Genomic DNA, 17,645 nt, shown 5'->3' on the forward strand with positions numbered 1-17,645 from the left:
CGCTCTCCTCACCCGCAGGATCAATGCGATGAATCAGGCAGTCTCCCCGAGCACACCGGCGATCGAGTTTCGCAACGTGTCGTGCCGCTTCATTTCGCCGGAAGGCAAGGCCACCGTCGCGCTGCGCGACTTCAGCATGAGCGTCGCGCGCGGCGAGTTCATCGCGATCGTCGGGCCGACCGGCTGCGGCAAGTCGACGACGCTGAACCTGATCACCGGGCTGCTCAAGCCCGCAACGGGCGAGGTGCGCGTGATGGGCCGTCCGGTCGACGGGATCGACCCGCGCATCGGCTTCGTGTTCCAGGCGGACGCGGTGTTCCCGTGGCGCAACGTGATCGACAACGTCGCGGCGGGCCCGCTGTTTCGCGGCCGCTCGAAGGACGTCGCGTACACGCAGGCCGAGGAATGGATCCGCAAGGTCGGCCTGGACAAGTTCACGAAGCACTACCCGCACCAGCTGTCCGGCGGGATGAGAAAGCGCGTCGCGCTCGCGCAGACCTTCATCAACCAGCCGGAAATCCTGCTGATGGACGAGCCGTTCTCCGCGCTCGACATGCAGACGCGCACGCTGATGCAGGACGAGCTGCTGCAGCTCTGGTCGGCGAACAAGGGCTCGGTGGTGTTCGTCACGCACGATCTCGAGGAGGCGATCGCGCTGGCCGACCGCGTGTTCGTGCTGACCGCGCGGCCCGCCACGCTCAAGCGCGTGTACGAGATCGACCTGCCGCGCCCGCGCGTCACGTCGGAGATCCGCTACGACACGCGCTTCATCGAAATTTCCAAGGACATCTGGCACGACCTGCGCGAAGAAGTGCAGATCGGCTGACGCATACGCTCAAGGCAAGGACCGCAAGGACAGGAGCATGACCGACATGACGCTTCCCCCCACCGCCATTCCGGCAACGTCGCTCGAGGACGAGTCGCGCGCCGCTCAAACCCGCCTGCGCCGCCGCCGGCAACTGATCATCGGCCTGCGGATCGCCGTACTCGTAATCGTGCTGGGCGGGTGGGAACTCGCCGCACGGCTGAAGTGGATCGATCCGTTCTTCTTCTCGCAACCGACGCTGATCTTCGCGCAGATCCAGGACTGGTTCGTCAACGGCACGTCGCAGGGCCCGTTGCTCACGCAGGTGTGGGTCACGCTCGAGGAAACCGGCATCGGCTTCGTGATCGGCTCGGTGGCCGGCGTGATCTGCGGGATCGTGCTCGGCCGCAACAAGCTGATGGCCGACGTGTTCGGCCTGTACATCCAGATCGCGAACTCGATTCCGCGCGTCGTGCTCGGCTCGATCTTCGTGATCGCGCTGGGCCTCGGGATGGCGTCGAAGATCGCGCTGGCCGTCGTGATGGTGTTCTTCGTCGTGTTCGGCAACGCGTTCCAGGGCGTGCGCGAAGCCGACCGCTACCTGATCGCGAACGCGCAGATCCTCGGCGCGTCGCGCCGGCAGATCACCACGTCGGTCGTGATCCCGTCCGCGCTGAGCTGGATTCTCGCCAGCCTGCACGTGAGCTTCGGCTTCGCGCTGGTCGGGGCGGTCGTCGGCGAATTCCTGGGTTCCAAGCAAGGCATCGGCCTGCTAATCTCCACCGCCCAGGGCGCGTTCAACGCGAGCGGCGTGTTCGCGGCGATGATCGTGCTGGCGGTGGTCGCGCTGGCCGCCGACTACCTGCTGACGTGGCTCGAGAAGCGGCTGCTGAAGTGGCGCCCCGCGGCGTTCTGAACGCCGCAGACGGACGCCTGACATGACACACCCGACCGCGCCGGCGCTCCCGGCGCGGTTCGGCATTTCGGAGAAGGAGCGCAACAGGATGGCGCACAGCCTGCGCGGACGGCTGCTGTGGTGGCTGCTGCTGCCGCTCGCGGTGTTCGTGCTGATCGCCGGCGCGATGTCGTACGACACCGCGCGGACCACGGCCGCGCTCGTGCAGGACAGCGCGCTCGTCGCGTCCGCGCGCACGATCGGCGAGGACGTCGAATGGCGCAACGGGTTGCCGGTCGCCGACGTGCCGCCGGCCGCGCTGGAGATCTTCGAATCGCCGTCGCGCGATTCGGTGTTCTACAAGGTGATCGACGGCCACGACCGCCTGCTCGCGGGCACGCCGGCGCTCGACGTGCCCGCGCGGCACGGCGTCGAGCCGACGCTGTACGACACGTCGCTCGACGGCGTGCCGTTGCGCGCGGTGGCCTACGATCGCCAGCTGTACGACGAGGGGCAGATCGAGACGGTGACGGTGGTCGTCGCGAAGACGACGCGTTCGCACGGCGCGATGGTCGCGACGATCTGGCGGCCGCAGCTGGTGCGCCTGTCGCTGATGCTGGTGCTCGCGATGGGGCTCGTGTACCTCGGCCTCACCTTCGAGATGCGGCCGCTGATGAAGCTGAAGGACGACGTGGCCGACCGCGGCCCGATGGAGCTGGAGCCGATCCGCCCCGAGCGGCTGCAGCACGAGCTGCGGCCGATCGTCGACGCGATCAACCAGTGCATCGCGCGGCTCAACACGCACACGGCCACGCAGCGCCGCTTCATCGCGGATGCCGCGCACCAGCTGCGCACGCCGATCGCGGTGCTCGATACGCAGATCCAGTACGCGCAGCAGCGCGGCAACGACGATCGTGAACTCGCGTCGGTGCTCGACAGCATGCAGCGCAGCAGCCGCAAGATGGCCGACGTGACCGACAAGCTGCTGCTGCTCGCGCATGCGGAAGCGACGCCGTCGACGCTGCTGACCCATCGCGTCGATCTCGCGGCCGTGGTGTCGAGCGTGCTGGAGGAAACGATCGTGCTCGCGCAGCGGCGCGATATCGATCTCGGGGCCGACCTCGGCGAACGGCTCGACGTCGCGGGCAGCGACAGCCTGCTGACCGCGCTGGTGATGAACCTCGTCGACAACGCGGTGCGCTACACGCAGCCGGGCGGCTGCGTGACGGTCTGCGGCCGCCGCGACGGCGACGCGATCGTGCTCGACGTCGTCGACAACGGCCCCGGCATCCCGGCCGAAGCGCGGCCGCACGTGTTCAAGCGGTTCTACCGCGTGTCGGCCGACACCGAAGGCTCGGGCCTCGGGCTCGCGATCGTCCGCGAGATCGCGCAGGCGCACGGCGGCAGCGTGTCGCTCGCGCCGGGGGCCGGCAATCGCGGTATCGTCGTGACTGTACGGCTGCCCGCCTACGACTGAAGAGAACGCCGTCATGAAACTCCTGCTGGTCGAAGACAACGCCGAACTCGCGCACTGGATCGTGAACCTGCTGCGCGGCGAGGATTTCGCGGTCGATGCCGTCGGCGACGGCGAGCGCGCCGACACGGTGCTGAAGACCGAACGCTACGACGCGGTGCTGCTCGACATGCGCCTGCCCGGCATCAGCGGCAAGGAGGTGCTTGCGCGGTTGCGGCGCCGCAACGACAACGTGCCGGTGCTGATGCTGACCGCGCACGGCTCGGTCGACGACAAGGTCGACTGCTTCGGCGCGGGCGCCGACGACTACGTCGTGAAGCCGTTCGAATCGCGCGAGCTGGTTGCGCGGATTCGCGCGCTGATCCGCCGGCAGGCCGGCGTCGGCACGACGCAGCTCGTGTGCGGCGATCTCGTCTACGCATTCGGCACGCGCGAATTCCGCTGCGGAGAAACGGTGCTCGCGCTGCGCCGCCGCGAGCACGCGATCCTCGAAACGCTGATGCTGCAGCAGAACAAGACGGTGTCGAAGGCGCGCCTGATGGACAGCGTGTTCGCGCTCGACGACGAACCGAGCGCCGACGCGATCGACATCTACATCCACCGGCTGCGCAAGCATCTCGCGGGCAGCACGGCCGAGATCATCACGCTGCGCGGGCTCGGTTACATCCTGCGCATGAAGAGCACGCAGGACTGACGGGCCGCTTTGCGCGCCCTGAATACCCATTCGTAGCACGAAACGTCATCGACGCATGCCGGCGCCTCCGGCTTGCCTGCTTCCGCCCGCCTGCCCGATCCGCGATTGTTGCGCGTTCGGTGTTTTCACCGATCCGATTCTTGTGCCCGGGAAAGCGTCGTGAAGGATTGCTCCCTCTACGATGCTATGCGTCGGCCCTCTCGCTGTGGCCGGCAAGAGTCGGCATACATTGCGTACTGCCAACGACCAGATTCCAATGCGGCAGCTCGGAGGAGACGATCTTGAAACGAAAAACCCTTGCCCTTTCCATCGCGGCGGCTGGCCTGTGCGCCGGCACCCAGGCGCATGCGCAATCGAGCGTGCAGCTCTACGGCCTGATGGACCTGAGCTTTCCGACCTACCGGACCCACGCCGACGCGAACGGCAAACACGTGATCGGCATGGGCAACGAAGGCGAACCGTGGTTCAGCGGCAGCCGCTGGGGCCTGCGCGGCGCTGAAGACATCGGCGGCGGCACGAAGATCATCTTCCGCCTCGAAAGCGAATTCGTCGTCGCGAACGGCCAGATGGAAGACGAAGGCCAGATCTTCGACCGCGACGCGTGGGTGGGCGTCGAGGACGAGCGCTTCGGCAAGCTGACGGCCGGCTTCCAGAACACGATCGCCCGCGATGCGGCCACGATCTACGGCGATGCGTACGGTTCCTCGAAGCTGACGACCGAGGAAGGCGGCTGGACCAACTCGAACAACTTCAAGCAGATGATCTTCTACGCGGCCGGCCCGACCGGCACGCGCTACAACAACGGCGTCGCGTGGAAGAAGCTGTTCAGCAACGGCATCTTCGCGAGCGCCGGCTACCAGTTCAGCAACTCGACGTCGTTCGCGACCGGCTCCGCGTATCAGGCCGCGCTCGGCTACAACGGCGGGCCGTTCAACGTGTCGGGCTTCTACAACCACGTGAACCACAACGGCTTCCGTAACCAGACGTTCTCGGTCGGCGGCAACTACACGTTCGACATCGTGCGCCTGAATGCCGGCTACTTCCGCTACAACGGCGACCAGGGCCCGCTCGGTCAGCGTCACGACGATTCGTGGACGGTGTCGATGAAGATCGCGCCGAAGGGCGCGCTCGACTACGAGCTCGGCTACCAGCAGATGCGCATCAAGAACGCCGCGAACAACGCGGACGGCTTCACGCCGAACGCCAACCTCGGCGCGTTCAGCCTGACCAACGGCGTCGCCAACGGCTTCAAGGAGACGATCTACGGGTCGGTGTTCTACCACCTGAGCAAGCGCACCGAGGTGTACCTGGCCGGCGACTACATGAAGCTGCATGGCGGCTACACGGTGTCGTCGACGTTCGGCGCGAAGAACCAGCTCGAACTGACGTCGGGCATCCGCACGCGCTTCTGACCTGAAGCGGGGCCAGACGGGCCCCGCCGCACGTCCGTCCGGGATTCTCCATGCGGGCACGCCGGCGCTTGGCGCCGACCGTGCCCTTTTTTTCGTCCTTTCCCGAGCGCGCCCGGGCCGCCCGCCAGGCGCCCACCGGTCGGCCATGCGACAACCGGCCCGAAGCCGCTTGCGGCCCGTCCGGCGGGCAATCGCGGCCGATGCCCGCACGCTCGCCCCACATCGGCGCTTGACCTCGGCCGGGTGACTCGATAGCGTTTCGGGTTTGCCCGGGCGGCCGTTGCCGCCGCTGCCGTGAGTGCGCCCGATGTCCTGGCGCGCGCGGCCGGGCTCCGATGGAAAAGACGATGCAGAAACTCGATGCGGCCAGCCCGCAGGCGATGTCGACGGATTTCACCGCCGACAACGTCGCGCGCCTGAAGGCGCTGTTCCCCGAACTCGTGACCGAAGGCCCGGACGGCGCGTCGGTCGACGTCGACGTGCTGAAGGCGCTGGTCGGCGACCGCACGGTCGGCGACGCCGACGAGCGCTACGGCTTCCACTGGCACGGCAAGCGCAGCGCGCGCCAGGCCGCGCTCACGCCGTCGACGGGCACGCTGCGGCCCTGCCCCGACGACAGCGTCGCGTGGGACGACACGCGTCATCTCGTGATCGAGGGCGACAACCTCGACGTGATGAAGCTGCTGCACAAGAGCTACGCGGGCAAGGTGAAGCTCGTCTACATCGACCCGCCGTACAACACCGGCAGCGATTTCGTCTATCCGGACGACTTCAGCGACAGCATCCGCCACTACCTGGCGATGACCGGGCAGACCCAGGGCGGCGCGAAGCGCAGCACCAACACCGAGGCGAACGGCCGGTTCCACACCGACTGGCTGAACATGATGTATCCGCGCCTGAAGCTCGCGCACGCGCTGCTGTCCGACGAAGGGCTGATCGCGGTGCACATCGACGAGCATGAAGTGCATGCGCTGGTGCTGATGCTGCGCGAGATCTTCGGCGAGGAGAACGAGCTCGGCGTGGCCGTGTGGGACAAGCGCAACCCGAAGGGCGACGCGCGCGGCGTCGCGTACCAGCACGAATCGCTGGTGCTGTTCGCGCGCAACGCGGAGACACTGCTCGAACAGGCGCCGCTCAAGCGTCCGAAGCGCAATGCGCAGCGCATGCTCGACGCCGCGCACGACGCCGTCTACCGCAGCGGCAACCCGAAGGACGCGCAGAAGGCGTACCGCGCATGGATGAAGGCGCAGACCAACCTGTCCGGCGGCGAGGTAATGTACGACCGGCTGTCGCCGGAAGGCCGCGTCTACCGCCTCGTGTCGATGGCCTGGCCGAACAAGAAGAAGGCGCCGGACGAGTATTTCACGCCGCTGATCCACCCGGTCACCGGCAAGCCGTGCGCGATGCCGGCGCGCGGCTGGCGCAACCCGCCCGCGACGATGCAGGCGCTGATCGAGCGCGGCCAGATCGAATTCGGCGCGGATGAAACCACGCAGCCGCAGCGGATCTACTACCTCGACGAGAACATGTACGAGAACGTGCCGTCGGTGCTGCCGTTCGCCGGCTCCGACGACGCGCTGCTGAAGACGCTCGGCATCCCGTTCGACCTGCCCAAGCCGGTCGATTTCGCGGCGGCCGTGATCGGCTGGTGCACGCGCGGCGACGACATCGTGCTCGACTGCTTCGCCGGCTCCGGCTCGACCGGCCACGCGGTGATGCAGGTGAACGCGACCGACGGCGGCGCGCGCCGCTACATCCTCGTGCAGCTGCCCGAGGCGCTCGACCGCCGCGACAAGACGCAGACGGCGGCCGCCGACTTCTGCGCGAAGCTGAAGAAGCCGCTGACGCTCGCCGAAATCACGAAGGAGCGCCTGCGCCGCGCCGCGCAGCAGGTCGCGCGCGACTATCCGGAAAGCTATGGCGACCTCGGCTTTCGCGTGTACCGGCTCGACACGACCAACGTGATCGAGTGGGACCCGCGCCGCGACGACTTCGACCACGCGCTCTTCGCGTCCGTCGAGCACGTGAAGACCGGCCGCACCGAGGACGACCTGCTCGCCGAGCTGACGCTGAAGCTCGGCCTCGACCTGTGCACGCCGGTCGAGCATCACCAGGTGGCGGGCAAGACCGTGCACCTGATCGGCCGCGCGATCGTCGCGTGCTTCGATGCGCGCATTTCGCGCGACGACGCGGGGCCGCTGGCCGACGGCATCGTCGACCTGCTCGATGCGACCGGCACGACGCACGACGTCACGTGCCTGTTCCGCGACAGCGGCTTCGTCGACGACGTCGCGAAGCTCAATCTCGCCGCGCTGCTCGAACAGCACGGCGTGAAGCGCGTGCGGAGCCTGTGATGCGGCTGCATTTCGAAGCGGATCTCGACTACCAGCGCGAGGCGATCGACGCCGTCTGCGACCTGTTTCGCGGCCAGGAATCGTATCGTGGCGACTTCAGCGTGCTCGCGAACGCCGCGCCCGGCACGACGGCCGCCGCGCAAGGCTCGCTCGGCTTCGCGGTGTCGGAGCAAGGCGTCGGCAACCGGCTGTCGCTGACCGACGACGCGCTCGCGCGCAACCTCGCCGACGTGCAGCTGCGCGGCGGGCTGCCGCCGTCCGGCCTGCCCGGCTCGCGCGACTTCACCGTCGAGATGGAGACCGGCACCGGCAAGACCTACGTGTACCTGCGCACGATCTTCGAGCTGAACCGCCGCTACGGCTTCACGAAGTTCGTGATCGTCGTGCCGTCGATCGCGATCAAGGAAGGCGTGCACAAGACGCTCTCGATCACCGAGGATCACTTCCGCGCGCTGTACGCGGGCGTGCCGTACGACTACTTCCTGTACGACTCCGCGAAGCTCGGCCAGGTGCGCCACTTCGCGGCGAGCGCGGCGATCCAGATCATGGTGATGACGGTGGCCGCGATCAACAAGAAGGAAATCAACAACCTCTACAAGGACAGCGAGAAGACCGGCGGCGAGAAGCCGATCGACCTGATCCGCGCGACGCGGCCGATCGTGATCGTCGACGAGCCGCAAAGCGTCGACGGCGGGCTCGAAGGCCGCGGCCGCGAAGCGCTCGCCGCGATGGCGCCGCTCTGCACGCTGCGCTATTCGGCCACGCACGTCGACCGCCACCACATGGTGTACCGGCTCGACGCGGTCGACGCGTACGAGCGCAAGCTGGTCAAGCAGATCGAGATCGCGTCGGCGATCGTCGAGGATGCGCACAACAAGCCGTATGTGCGGCTCGTCGGCGTGTCGAACCGGCGCGGCGCGATCAGCGCGCGCATCGAGCTCGACGTCGCGACGGCGGCCGGCGTGAAGCGCCAGATCGTGTCGGCCACCGACGGCGACGATCTCGAACGCCTGACCAAGCGCGCGCTGTACGCGGGGCTGCGGATCGGCGAAGTCCATGCGGTGAAGGGCGCCGAATACGTCGAGCTGCGCCATCCGGAAGGCGAGGCGTTCCTGTCGCTCGGCGAGGCGTTCGGCGACATCGACACGCTCGCCGTGCAGCGCGAGATGATCCGCCGCACGATCCGCGAGCATCTGGACAAGGAACTGCGCCTGGCCGAACGCGGCGTGAAGGTGCTGTCGCTGTTCTTCGTCGATTCGGTCGAACGCTATCGCCGCTACGACGAAAACGGCATGCCCGCGAAGGGCGACTACGCGCTGATCTTCGAAGAGGAATATGCGCGTGCGGCGCGCGTGCCGGCCTATCGCGCACTGTTCGACGGCGTCGACGTGGCGCTCGAAGTCGGCCGCGCGCACAACGGCTACTTCTCGATCGACCGCAAGGGCGGCTGGACCGACACGAGCGAGAGCAGCGCGGCGGCGCGCGAGAACGCAGAGCGTGCGTACGGCCTGATCATGCGCGAGAAGGAGGCGCTGCTGTCGTTCGACACGCCGCTGAAGTTCATCTTCTCGCACTCGGCGCTGAAGGAAGGCTGGGACAACCCGAACGTGTTCCAGATCTGCACGTTGCGCGACATCCAGACCGAACGCGAGCGCCGCCAGACGCTCGGCCGCGGGCTGCGCCTCGCCGTCGACCAGGACGGCGAACGCGTGCGCGATCCGGGCGTGAACACGCTCACCGTGATCGCGACCGAGCGCTACGAGTCGTTCGCGGAGAACCTGCAGAAGGAAATCGAGGCCGATACGGGCATCCGTTTCGGGATCGTCGAGGAACACCAGTTCGCGGCGCTGCCCGTGCAGGAAGGCGACGGGCCCGCGCATGCGCTCGGCGTCGAGCTGTCGCGCGTGCTGTGGAACCACCTGCACGAGCAAGGCTACGTCGACGCGCAAGGCAAGGTGCTCGACCGGCTGAAGGATGCGCTGCGCCAGAGCGCGCTGGTGCTGCCGGAGGCGTTCGAGATGCTGCGCGCGCCGATCGTCGCGACGCTGCGCAAGCTGTCGGGCCGCTTTGCGGTGCGCAACGCGGACGAGCGCCGCGCGATCGCGCTGCGGCGCGATGCGTCGGGCAAGGCCGTCGTGTTCGGCGAGGATTTCCGCGCGTTGTGGGACCGCATCCGCCATCGCACCGTTTACCGCGTCGAGTTCGACAACGCGAAGCTCGTGCGTGACTGCGCGGCCGCGCTGCACGACGCGCCGGACATCGCGCGCGCCCGGCTGCAGTGGCGCAAGGCCGAGATCGACATCGGCAAGGCCGGCATCGAGGCGATCGAGGTGGCCGGCGCCGGCACGGTGCTGCTCGACGAAGGCGAGCTGCCGCTGCCCGACCTGCTCACCGAACTGCAGGACCGCACGCAGCTCACGCGCCGTTCGCTCGCGACGATCCTGGCCGACAGCGGCCGGCTCGAGGATTTCCGCGTGAACCCGCAGCAGTTCATCGCGGTCGCGGCCGATGCGATCAACCGCTGCAAGCGGCTCGCGCTCGTCGCGGGCATCGCGTACCACAAGCTCGGCGAGCGTCATGTGCATGCGCTCGAATCGTTCGAGAGCGAGGCGCTGACCGGCTATCTGCGCAACCTGCGGCCCGATGCGCAGAAGTCGATCCACGAAGCGGTCGTGTGCGAGACGGACGCGGAGCGCGCGTTCGCCGATGCGCTCGAGGCACACGACGGCGTGAAGCTGTATGCAAAGCTGCCCGCGTGGTTCCGCGTGCAGACGCCGCTCGGCAGCTATCACCCGGACTGGGCCGTGCTCGCGGAACAGGACGGCGGCGAACGGCTGTACTTCGTCGTCGATACGCCGAATGCGGACGGCCACGTGCCGAGCGAGCACGAGCGGGCGAAGCTCGCGTGCGGCGAAGCGCACTTCCGGGCGCTGGTGGACGGTGACGGCGCGGCGCGCTTCGTGCGCGTGAGGCAGGCGGACGCTTTGTTTGAACCTGCAGTGCCCCTGGCGAGCGCCGGGCGCTGAAACGAAGGGCGGCGATGAGCCGCCCTTTTTTATCGGCTTTCTCGACGCGGCCCGGCGCGCTCGCCATGCGCGCGCCTTGCGCCGATTTCCGATCTGTTACCCGCGTGTAAGCGATCCGTATTCGCGCCCGTTCGCGGCGCGGTTACGGCTGGTTGCAAATCGGGTCGGCACGATGTTTTCGCGCGACAGCCGCGTTGCATTCCCGCCATGAAAAAAGGGCGCCGAAGCGCCCTTCCGTCACGATTGCGCGCCGCGCTTAAAGCGTGCGGCCCAATGCATGGTGATGCGAATGCGTGGCCGTCGACGCGTGCGTCGTGTGGCCATGCGCGTGTGCGTGCGTGTGACCGCGGCCCGGCTGCGCGCCGGCGCGATCGGCGATCGTGTCGGAGCGGTCGGCCGCGCGCGACAGGCCCTTGTCGCGGTCGCCCGCGTGCATGCCGTTCGAGTTGCTCAGCGCGTGGCCGCTCATGTGGCCGGCGGACATGCCGCCTGCATTGCCGCCCAGGCCGCCTGCCCCGTGACCTCCGCCGCCGCCACCACCGCCGTTTCCACCGCCATTGCCGCCGGCTGCGGCATACGCGGACACCGTGCCGAGCGCGAGCAGCGCGGCCGTCAGTACGGACAGATATCGTTGCTGTTTCATCTTGTGCTCCCTGGAGCGCGTTCGTGTGACTGCATTCTATGAACGCGCAGGATTCGCGGCACGCGACGTTGTAAATGATCGTAACGAGGCGCGCGGCGCGCATTCGTCAGATCAATCCGGATCGTGCTTGAGCGGGGAACGAGGCAGGCGGGCGCGGCGCCGCAGCGCCGCCCCGGTGACGATGATGCTTACTGCGCCGGCTGGATGCCCTGCGCGGCGGCCCTGTGTTGCGCGGCCTGCTCCTGCGCCTGCTTCTTCGCCATATGGTGGCCGACGATACAACCGCCAACCGCGCCGACGACCGCGTGGTGCCCCGCATAGTGGCCGGCCACACCGCCGACCACCGCGCCCTTCATGCAGCCCGCCGCGTGCGCGCTGCCGATGGTGGCAAGCGCCACGATGGCCGCGGTGGCACACAGCCTGATGTGTCGAATGGGCATCATGTTTTCATTCTCCTCGTGTGGAGATCAAGTCGGGCCGCTTCGCTCAATCCCAACGGCCGCCACGCCAGCCGCCGCGATCGCGCCACTCGTGCTCGCGCCATTCACGGCGGCGCCACTCGTGTTCGCGCCATTCGCGCTGACGCCAGCCGTCGCCACGCCAACCGTCGTCGCGATAGCCGACCGGCGCGTACATGACGGGCGGAGGCGGCGCCACGTAGACGGGCGCCGGCGCCACATAGGCGGGTACACCGATGCCGACCGACAGGTCGACGTGGGCCGATGCGACGCCCGAAGCTGCCAGCGCCGCTACACCGAGAACTGCACCGAGAATGAGTTTCTTGTTCATCTCGCAACTCCCTGCACGTGTCGTGCGTCAAGTGAATACGGTTCGGAGTCTAGGCACCGGACACAGACACAGGTGAAACGGGTATGCGAGACAGGTAACGGACGTTTACAGGCGCCCGCCAAGCCTTGCGGGACAAGGAAGAGGCGGCATTCCAAACACCGTTGCAGCGGTGCATCGGGCCGGTAAAAAAGGGGGGTTCGGCACGAAACCGGGTGATCGGCACGCGCAGGCGTGAACTGGAAAGAGCCGAAAGCGAACCGCCCGCACCATCCGCGAGCGGTTCGCAAGCACGTGCATCATGCGCGGATATCGTCGACGCTGCGCAGCCAGTGCACGCTGAACAGGTTGTCCGCGTCGGTCCACACGGTATCGGGCACGAATCCGGCGCGGCGCGCGATCGCATGGAAACCGTCGATCGTGAACTTGTGCGAATTCTCCGTGTGGATGCGCTCGCCGGCGTCGAAGCGGAATGCGTGGCCGCGCACGTGCACCGTCTGCGCGACGTCGCTGACGAGATGCATCTCGATGCGCTGCCGCACGCTGTCGTAGAACGCGCAATGCGAGAACGCGTCGACGTTGAAATCCGCACCGAGCTCGGTGTTCGCGCGCACCAGCAGGTTGAGGTTGAACTGCGCGGTCACGCCCTGCGCATCGTTGTACGCGTCGTGCAGCGTGCGCTCGTCCTTCACGAGATCCGCGCCCACCAGCAAGCCGCCGCCACGCAGCAGCCGCGCGGCATCGCGCAGGAACGCATCGGCTTCGTCCGGCGCGAAGTTGCCGATCGTCGAACCGGGAAAGAAGCCGATGCGCCGCGCCGGTGTCGCGGTCAGCTCGGCCAGTTGCTCGGGCTTCGTGTAGTCGGCCGCGATCGGCGCGACGTCGAGCCACGGATACGCGGCACGCAGCCGCGCGGCGGCGCCGTGCAGGTAGTCGGCCGAGATGTCGACCGGCACGTAGCGCGCCGGCGCGTTCGCATAGTTGCCCGCGAACGCGTCGAGCAGCACGCGGATCTTCTCGAGCGAGCCCGCGCCGAATTCGACGAGTTCCGCATGCGGGCCGACACGCCGCACGATCTCGGCCGCGCGATCGTGCAGGATGCCGAGCTCGGTGCGGGTCGGGTAATACTCGGGCAACTCGCAGATGCGATCGAACAACGTGGAGCCGGCCGCATCGTAGAAGTATTTCGGCGGAATGCTGCGCGGCGTACGCGACAGTCCGTCGATCAGGTCGCGCTCGAACGCGCTCGGCCGCGAATCGCGGGCGGGTTGCTGGCCACCGCTCGTGGCCGTCTGGTCAGACGTCTCGCGCAAGTCGCACTCCCGTGAATTGCCAGCGCGCGGCCGGCGGAAAGAAATTGCGGTACGTCGGCCGCTCGTGCCCCGGCGGCGTCGCGATGCTGCTGCCGCGCAGGACCTGCTGGCCGACCATGAACTTGCCGTTGTATTCGGCCGCTACCCCGACGAGCGGCCGAAAGCCCGGATACGGCTCGTAGGACGAGCGCGTCCATTGCCACACGTGCCCGAGCATCTGCCGGATGCCTTCGGCGGGGAACGCGGCTTCCCATTCGAATTCGGTCGGCAGGCGGGCGCCCGCCCATTCCGCATACGCGGCCGCTTCGTAGAAGCTCACGTGGCACACCGGCGCGTCGGGGGCGAGCGGCTCGACGCCGTGCAGGCCAAACGTGCGCCGTACGCGCGTGGCGGCCGCATCGTCGTCGTCGGGCATCCAGTACCCGGGCCCTTGCCACCCTTCCCGCTGCACGGTGGCCCAGCCGTCCGACAGCCAGAACTCGGGGCGCGTATAGCCGCCGTCGGCGACGAACGCCGCGAATTCCGCATTCGTCACCAGGCGGCTCGCGATCTCGTACGGCCGCACGAGCGCCGTATGGCGCGGCCGTTCGTTGTCGAACGAGAACGCCTCGCCGTCGTGGCCGATCTCGACGAGCCCGCCCGGCTGATGCAGCCAGTGCTGCGCGCCGGCGTCGCCCGCGGCCATCGCGCCGGTGTCCGTCCCGTTGCGTGGCCGGAATGCCGGCTTCAGCGGGTTGCACGAGAACGCGTGCAGCATGTCGGTGACGATCAGCTCCTGATGCTGCTGCTCGTGATGCAGGCCGAGCACAAGCTCAGGCGCGATCGTCTCGAGCAGCGCCGCGTCGGCGCCGGCCAGCGCGCGCAGCATCGCGTCGTCGACGTATTGCCGGTACGCATGCACCTCGTCGAGCGACGGGCGCGTGAGCAGCCCGCGTTGCGGCCGCGGATGGCGCGGGCCGAGCGCTTCGTAATAGGAATTGAAGAGGAACTGGAATGCCGCGTCGAACGGCGCGTAGCCGGGCACGCGTCGCATCAGCACGACGGTTTCGAAGAACCAGGTCGTATGCGCGAGGTGCCATTTCGTCGGACTGGCATCGGGCATCGACTGCACGGCCTGGTCCTCGGCGGACAACGTCGCGGTCAACGCGACGCTATGGGCGCGCACGTCCTGGTAACGGCGCTGAAGCTGTGATGCAAGGAGGCTCATCGGTTTACCGTCCACGTCGCGATTCGCTGCGTTGCGTGTTGCCGGAAAAAGGAAAGCCTTGCGCGTGATGCGCGCGGCTGACGTGCGACCTGCTGCTGCGTCGTCGGGCAGCCGGCGCGCGCGCCGGGCCGCGGATGCGGCGTCACTTCATCTGCCCGTGCAGAACAGTATGGGCCAGAAATGTGAATGTTGCTGACCGAGATGCGAATGAAACGGCAGATAAATGTAAATGAAAGCAACCGATCAGTTGCCAATTGCTGACATCAGCGTGTATCGAGGGGCGTGCCGAAGTGCATGCGTCGGCCGTTGTGATCGACGCACGCCGCGGGCGTTCGCGGCCGTGATCGTCTCCCTGACGCGAATGCGGAATCGTCTGACCAGCACGGACGCGCGAAGCATGCTCGCCGCGTTTATCGCATTCGACGAGCACCCTGCCCGCCCTTCCCCCGCGGCCTTCCGCGCCGATCCGCTCGCCGGCTTCGAAAAAAATTTTGCGTCGATGTCACACACGCGGGGGGCTCGCTCGTCATATCACCGGAACCCACACCAAAGGAGAAGGACCATGACTGCGAAACTCAACCCGTTTGCCGCCGCACCCGCGCTGATGAAGAGCTGGATGACCGTCTCGGTCGCCGCCGCGCAGAGCCTCGAGCCGACGCTGGTCGAGCTGGTCAAGATCCGCGCATCGCAGGTCAACGCATGCGCGAACTGCATTAACATGCACGCGGCCGAAGCCCGCGAGCAAGGCGAGACCGAGCAGCGCATCTACCTGCTGTCCGCGTGGCACGAAGCGCCCTGCTACACCGACCGCGAACGCGCGGCGCTCGGCTGGACCGACGCACTCACGCGACTGTCGGAGGACCACGCGGCACACGAAGCGGCCTACGCGGCGCTGAATGACCACTTCAGCCAGGAGGAACAGGTGAAACTCACGCTGATGATCAACGTGATCAACGGCTGGAACCGGCTCGCGGTCGGTTTCGGGCTGTGGATCGAACCGGCCGATGCAAAGGCCGCCGCCGCGAAGATGGTGGCCTGATGCCGAACCTCGACCCGGCCAACGGCAGCGCCGAAGCACGGGCCGATGCGGCGGCGAGCTTCGACCCGCTGCGTCGCACGCTGATCCGCGTCGCGTACCGGATGCTCGGTTCCGTCGCGGATGCCGAGGACATGGTACAGGAGGCGTTCATCCGCTGGATGGACGTCGACCGCGCCGAGGTACGCGTGCCTGAAGCGTTCCTGCGCCGCATGGTGATGCGCATGTGCCTCGACCAGCTGAAGTCCGCGCGGCACCAGCGCGAGACCTATGTCGGCCCGTGGCTGCCCGAGCCGGTCGTCGAGGAAGACGAACAGGAAGACGTCACGCTGCCGCTGCTGCTCGCGCTCGAACGGCTCTCGCCGCTCGAACGTGCAGCGTTCCTGCTGCACGACGTGTTCGGCCTCGAGTTCGACGAAGTGGCCACGACGATCCAGCGTGACCCGGCCGCGTGCCGGCAGCTCGCTGCGCGGGCCCGCACGCATGTGCGCGAGGCGCGACCGCGCTTCCATGTCGAGAAGCAGCGCGGGATCGAATTGGCGGAGGCGTTTTTTGCGGCGTCACGCAGCGGCGACATGCGCGCGCTCGGCGCGATGCTCGCCGAGGACGTGAGCCTGCACGCGGATGGCGGCGGCAAGCGCCCGGCCGCGGGCATCCCGGTGCTCGGCTTCGAGCGCGTGATGAAGGTGCACGAGTACCTGGCCAGGCTGTTCGCCACGCATGCGTCGACGCTCGTGCGTGCGGGGTTCATCAACGGGCTGCCGGGTTTCGTGACGCAGGAAGCGGACGGCGAGCTGCAGACCACGGCGCTCGAGATCGAGGACGGGAAAATCGTCGCGATCTATGTCGTGCGGAATCCTGACAAGTTGAAGCATCTGCATTGAGTGCGGCGGAATCATGCGTCAGGTGCCGTGCGCATGCGCGGCCGCGATGCGGCCTCTTTCTTCGCCCTGCCGCCCTGCTTTACCGGCTGCCGGCCGCCGGCTCCTGCGATCAATACGTCCCGGCCACGATGTAGATCAGGAAGCCCAGCAACGGCGTCGCGATCGCAAAGCCGGCTGCCGCGAGCCAGTTCGTGCCGCCCTGCGCTTCCAGCAGCGCGAGCAATGATTCGCGGGACGTCGCGCTCGGGCGCAGTTTTTCGATCTGGCGTTCGACGTGCGTCCTGTAGAGGCTGTTCCCGCACCAGCCGAGCGTGACCGCGATCCCGATGGTGACCGGGTCGAACGTGGTCGATTCGAAGTAACGCGGGAAGTACAGCAGCTCGACCAGCGTGATCGCGAGCGACGCGCCAAGGACGGCCGCCGCCTGCCAGTACATGCAGCGATACGCCATCCACACCGGGCCGAGGAAACAGGCGGCCCAGTTCCACGACTGCCGGTTCTTTCGCGACGCGGCGATCTCCCACTTCCTTTCGAACCAGGCGGCTTTCTTGCCGACGTAAGCGGCGATCTCGTCGTTGCTCGCGGAGGACGTGGCGGTCGTGACGTCGGACATGGTCGTGTGCTCTCAGTCGCGCGGATCGCGCGTCGTTGTTTTGATGTGCTGGAGATCGGGCGACGGTCGGAACCGCCGCTGCGATGCGCACACGATTCTACGCGCGGCGCAGTGGCCGTTGTGTGGCGGATCGAAGGGTCGGCGAGGAAGGATGCGATGCCGCGGATCGCGCAACGCATCGGGGCGACATGCGTTGTTTCGGCCGGAAAAAGAAAAACGCCACGCGATGTTGCCGCGTGGCGTTTGTATGTTGGCGAGCCGCATTGCCTGTAGGCAAGTTGTGCTGCCAGACCCCTTCATTTGTTCGTTGGTAGGCTCGATTGGATTCGAACCAACGACCCCCACCATGTCAAGGTGGTGCTCTAACCAACTGAGCTACGAGCCTAAGAAGCCGCGAATTATAGAGAGGGTTTTTGAGGAGCACAAGCCCCTTCGTGAAAATTTTTTGAATCGAGGTGCGCGAGGGCCGACGATCGATGATGCCTCGCGATGCCGGGAACGTT

15 protein-coding genes and 1 tRNA gene are annotated in these 17,645 nt (G+C 67.3%); 9 read left to right on the plus strand and 7 right to left on the minus strand.

What is annotated here, in order from left to right:
- Positions 1 to 28: 28 nt before the first annotated feature.
- The 7 genes from G3N98_RS15925 (at position 29) to G3N98_RS15955 (ending at position 10,660) form a co-directional block, all read left to right on the plus strand.
- On the plus strand, positions 29 to 826 hold the full coding sequence (locus G3N98_RS15925) for an ABC transporter ATP-binding protein (protein WP_039351969.1): 798 nt from the start codon (positions 29 to 31) through the stop codon (positions 824 to 826).
- Between the two features lie 37 nt (positions 827 to 863).
- On the plus strand, positions 864 to 1,721 hold the full coding sequence (locus G3N98_RS15930; protein ID WP_089438879.1) for an ABC transporter permease: 858 nt from the start codon (positions 864 to 866) through the stop codon (positions 1,719 to 1,721).
- Positions 1,722 to 1,809: 88 nt separating this feature from the next.
- On the plus strand, positions 1,810 to 3,177 hold the full coding sequence (locus G3N98_RS15935) for a sensor histidine kinase (RefSeq protein ID WP_089424114.1): 1,368 nt from the start codon (positions 1,810 to 1,812) through the stop codon (positions 3,175 to 3,177).
- A 13-nt stretch (positions 3,178 to 3,190) separates the two neighbouring features.
- Positions 3,191 to 3,868, plus strand: a complete 678-nt coding sequence (locus G3N98_RS15940; protein ID WP_069246727.1) for a response regulator — start codon at positions 3,191 to 3,193, stop codon at positions 3,866 to 3,868.
- 281 nt (positions 3,869 to 4,149) lie between these two features.
- Positions 4,150 to 5,280, plus strand: a complete 1,131-nt coding sequence (locus tag G3N98_RS15945) for a porin (RefSeq protein WP_089424113.1) — start codon at positions 4,150 to 4,152, stop codon at positions 5,278 to 5,280.
- A gap of 335 nt (positions 5,281 to 5,615) precedes the next feature.
- On the plus strand, positions 5,616 to 7,634 hold the full coding sequence (locus G3N98_RS15950; protein WP_206148634.1) for a site-specific DNA-methyltransferase: 2,019 nt from the start codon (positions 5,616 to 5,618) through the stop codon (positions 7,632 to 7,634).
- Complete coding sequence (locus G3N98_RS15955; protein ID WP_175237683.1) at positions 7,634 to 10,660, plus strand: DEAD/DEAH box helicase family protein; 3,027 nt, start codon at positions 7,634 to 7,636, stop codon at positions 10,658 to 10,660. The genes G3N98_RS15950 and G3N98_RS15955 overlap by 1 nt, the downstream gene beginning before the upstream one ends.
- Positions 10,661 to 10,916: 256 nt before the next feature.
- Here the strand turns inward: G3N98_RS15955 and G3N98_RS15960 are convergent, their stop codons facing one another.
- The 5 genes from G3N98_RS15960 to egtB all read right to left on the minus strand — a co-directional run bounded on the left by G3N98_RS15960 (position 10,917) and on the right by egtB (position 14,609).
- Positions 10,917 to 11,303, minus strand: coding sequence for a hypothetical protein (locus tag G3N98_RS15960; RefSeq protein WP_206148635.1), 387 nt, complete (start codon positions 11,301 to 11,303; stop codon positions 10,917 to 10,919).
- A 188-nt stretch (positions 11,304 to 11,491) separates the two neighbouring features.
- Entirely contained in the window at positions 11,492 to 11,746 is a 255-nt protein-coding gene (locus G3N98_RS15965) for a hypothetical protein (protein WP_174974691.1), read from the minus strand.
- A gap of 43 nt (positions 11,747 to 11,789) precedes the next feature.
- Entirely contained in the window at positions 11,790 to 12,092 is a 303-nt protein-coding gene (locus G3N98_RS15970) for a hypothetical protein (protein WP_206148636.1), read from the minus strand.
- Between the two features lie 296 nt (positions 12,093 to 12,388).
- Positions 12,389 to 13,402 carry an L-histidine N(alpha)-methyltransferase gene (gene egtD / locus G3N98_RS15975; RefSeq protein ID WP_206148637.1) on the minus strand — a complete coding sequence of 338 codons (1,014 nt, stop codon included), beginning with the start codon at positions 13,400 to 13,402 and terminating at the stop codon, positions 12,389 to 12,391.
- On the minus strand, positions 13,386 to 14,609 hold the full coding sequence (gene egtB / locus G3N98_RS15980; RefSeq protein WP_206148638.1) for an ergothioneine biosynthesis protein EgtB: 1,224 nt from the start codon (positions 14,607 to 14,609) through the stop codon (positions 13,386 to 13,388). The genes egtD and egtB overlap by 17 nt, the downstream gene beginning before the upstream one ends.
- Positions 14,610 to 15,171: 562 nt before the next feature.
- Here egtB and G3N98_RS15985 point away from each other — a divergent pair.
- Positions 15,172 to 15,648: a carboxymuconolactone decarboxylase family protein gene (locus G3N98_RS15985; protein WP_206148639.1), complete on the plus strand. Its 477-nt coding sequence runs from the start codon at positions 15,172 to 15,174 to the stop codon at positions 15,646 to 15,648.
- A complete protein-coding gene (locus G3N98_RS15990) occupies positions 15,648 to 16,529 on the plus strand; it encodes a sigma-70 family RNA polymerase sigma factor (protein ID WP_206148640.1) in 882 nt (293 codons plus the stop codon). Before G3N98_RS15985 ends, G3N98_RS15990 begins: the two co-directional genes overlap by 1 nt.
- A gap of 109 nt (positions 16,530 to 16,638) precedes the next feature.
- On the opposite strand, the gene G3N98_RS15995 is transcribed toward G3N98_RS15990, so the two are convergent.
- Positions 16,639 to 17,142, minus strand: a complete 504-nt coding sequence (locus tag G3N98_RS15995; RefSeq protein WP_206148641.1) for a DUF2628 domain-containing protein — start codon at positions 17,140 to 17,142, stop codon at positions 16,639 to 16,641.
- A 308-nt stretch (positions 17,143 to 17,450) separates the two neighbouring features.
- Positions 17,451 to 17,527: transfer RNA gene (locus tag G3N98_RS16000), tRNA-Val, on the minus strand.
- Positions 17,528 to 17,645: the final 118 nt, after the last annotated feature.

Origin of the sequence: Burkholderia sp. Tr-20390 (genome assembly GCF_017104595.1) — a bacterium.
Taxonomy (GTDB): domain Bacteria; phylum Pseudomonadota; class Gammaproteobacteria; order Burkholderiales; family Burkholderiaceae; genus Burkholderia.

Coding starts and splice junctions, on each gene's coding strand:
- G3N98_RS15925 (WP_039351969.1), top strand. CDS start 29: ATGAATCAGGCAGTCTCCCCGAGCACACCGGCGATCGAGTTTCGCAAC.
- G3N98_RS15930 (WP_089438879.1), top strand. CDS start 864: ATGACCGACATGACGCTTCCCCCCACCGCCATTCCGGCAACGTCGCTC.
- G3N98_RS15935 (WP_089424114.1), top strand. CDS start 1,810: ATGGCGCACAGCCTGCGCGGACGGCTGCTGTGGTGGCTGCTGCTGCCG.
- G3N98_RS15940 (WP_069246727.1), top strand. CDS start 3,191: ATGAAACTCCTGCTGGTCGAAGACAACGCCGAACTCGCGCACTGGATC.
- G3N98_RS15950 (WP_206148634.1), top strand. CDS start 5,616: ATGGAAAAGACGATGCAGAAACTCGATGCGGCCAGCCCGCAGGCGATG.
- G3N98_RS15955 (WP_175237683.1), top strand. CDS start 7,634: ATGCGGCTGCATTTCGAAGCGGATCTCGACTACCAGCGCGAGGCGATC.
- G3N98_RS15960 (WP_206148635.1), bottom strand. CDS start 11,303: ATGAAACAGCAACGATATCTGTCCGTACTGACGGCCGCGCTGCTCGCG.
- G3N98_RS15965 (WP_174974691.1), bottom strand. CDS start 11,746: ATGATGCCCATTCGACACATCAGGCTGTGTGCCACCGCGGCCATCGTG.
- G3N98_RS15970 (WP_206148636.1), bottom strand. CDS start 12,092: ATGAACAAGAAACTCATTCTCGGTGCAGTTCTCGGTGTAGCGGCGCTG.
- egtB (WP_206148638.1), bottom strand. CDS start 14,609: ATGAGCCTCCTTGCATCACAGCTTCAGCGCCGTTACCAGGACGTGCGC.
- G3N98_RS15985 (WP_206148639.1), top strand. CDS start 15,172: ATGACTGCGAAACTCAACCCGTTTGCCGCCGCACCCGCGCTGATGAAG.
- G3N98_RS15990 (WP_206148640.1), top strand. CDS start 15,648: ATGCCGAACCTCGACCCGGCCAACGGCAGCGCCGAAGCACGGGCCGAT.
- G3N98_RS15995 (WP_206148641.1), bottom strand. CDS start 17,142: ATGTCCGACGTCACGACCGCCACGTCCTCCGCGAGCAACGACGAGATC.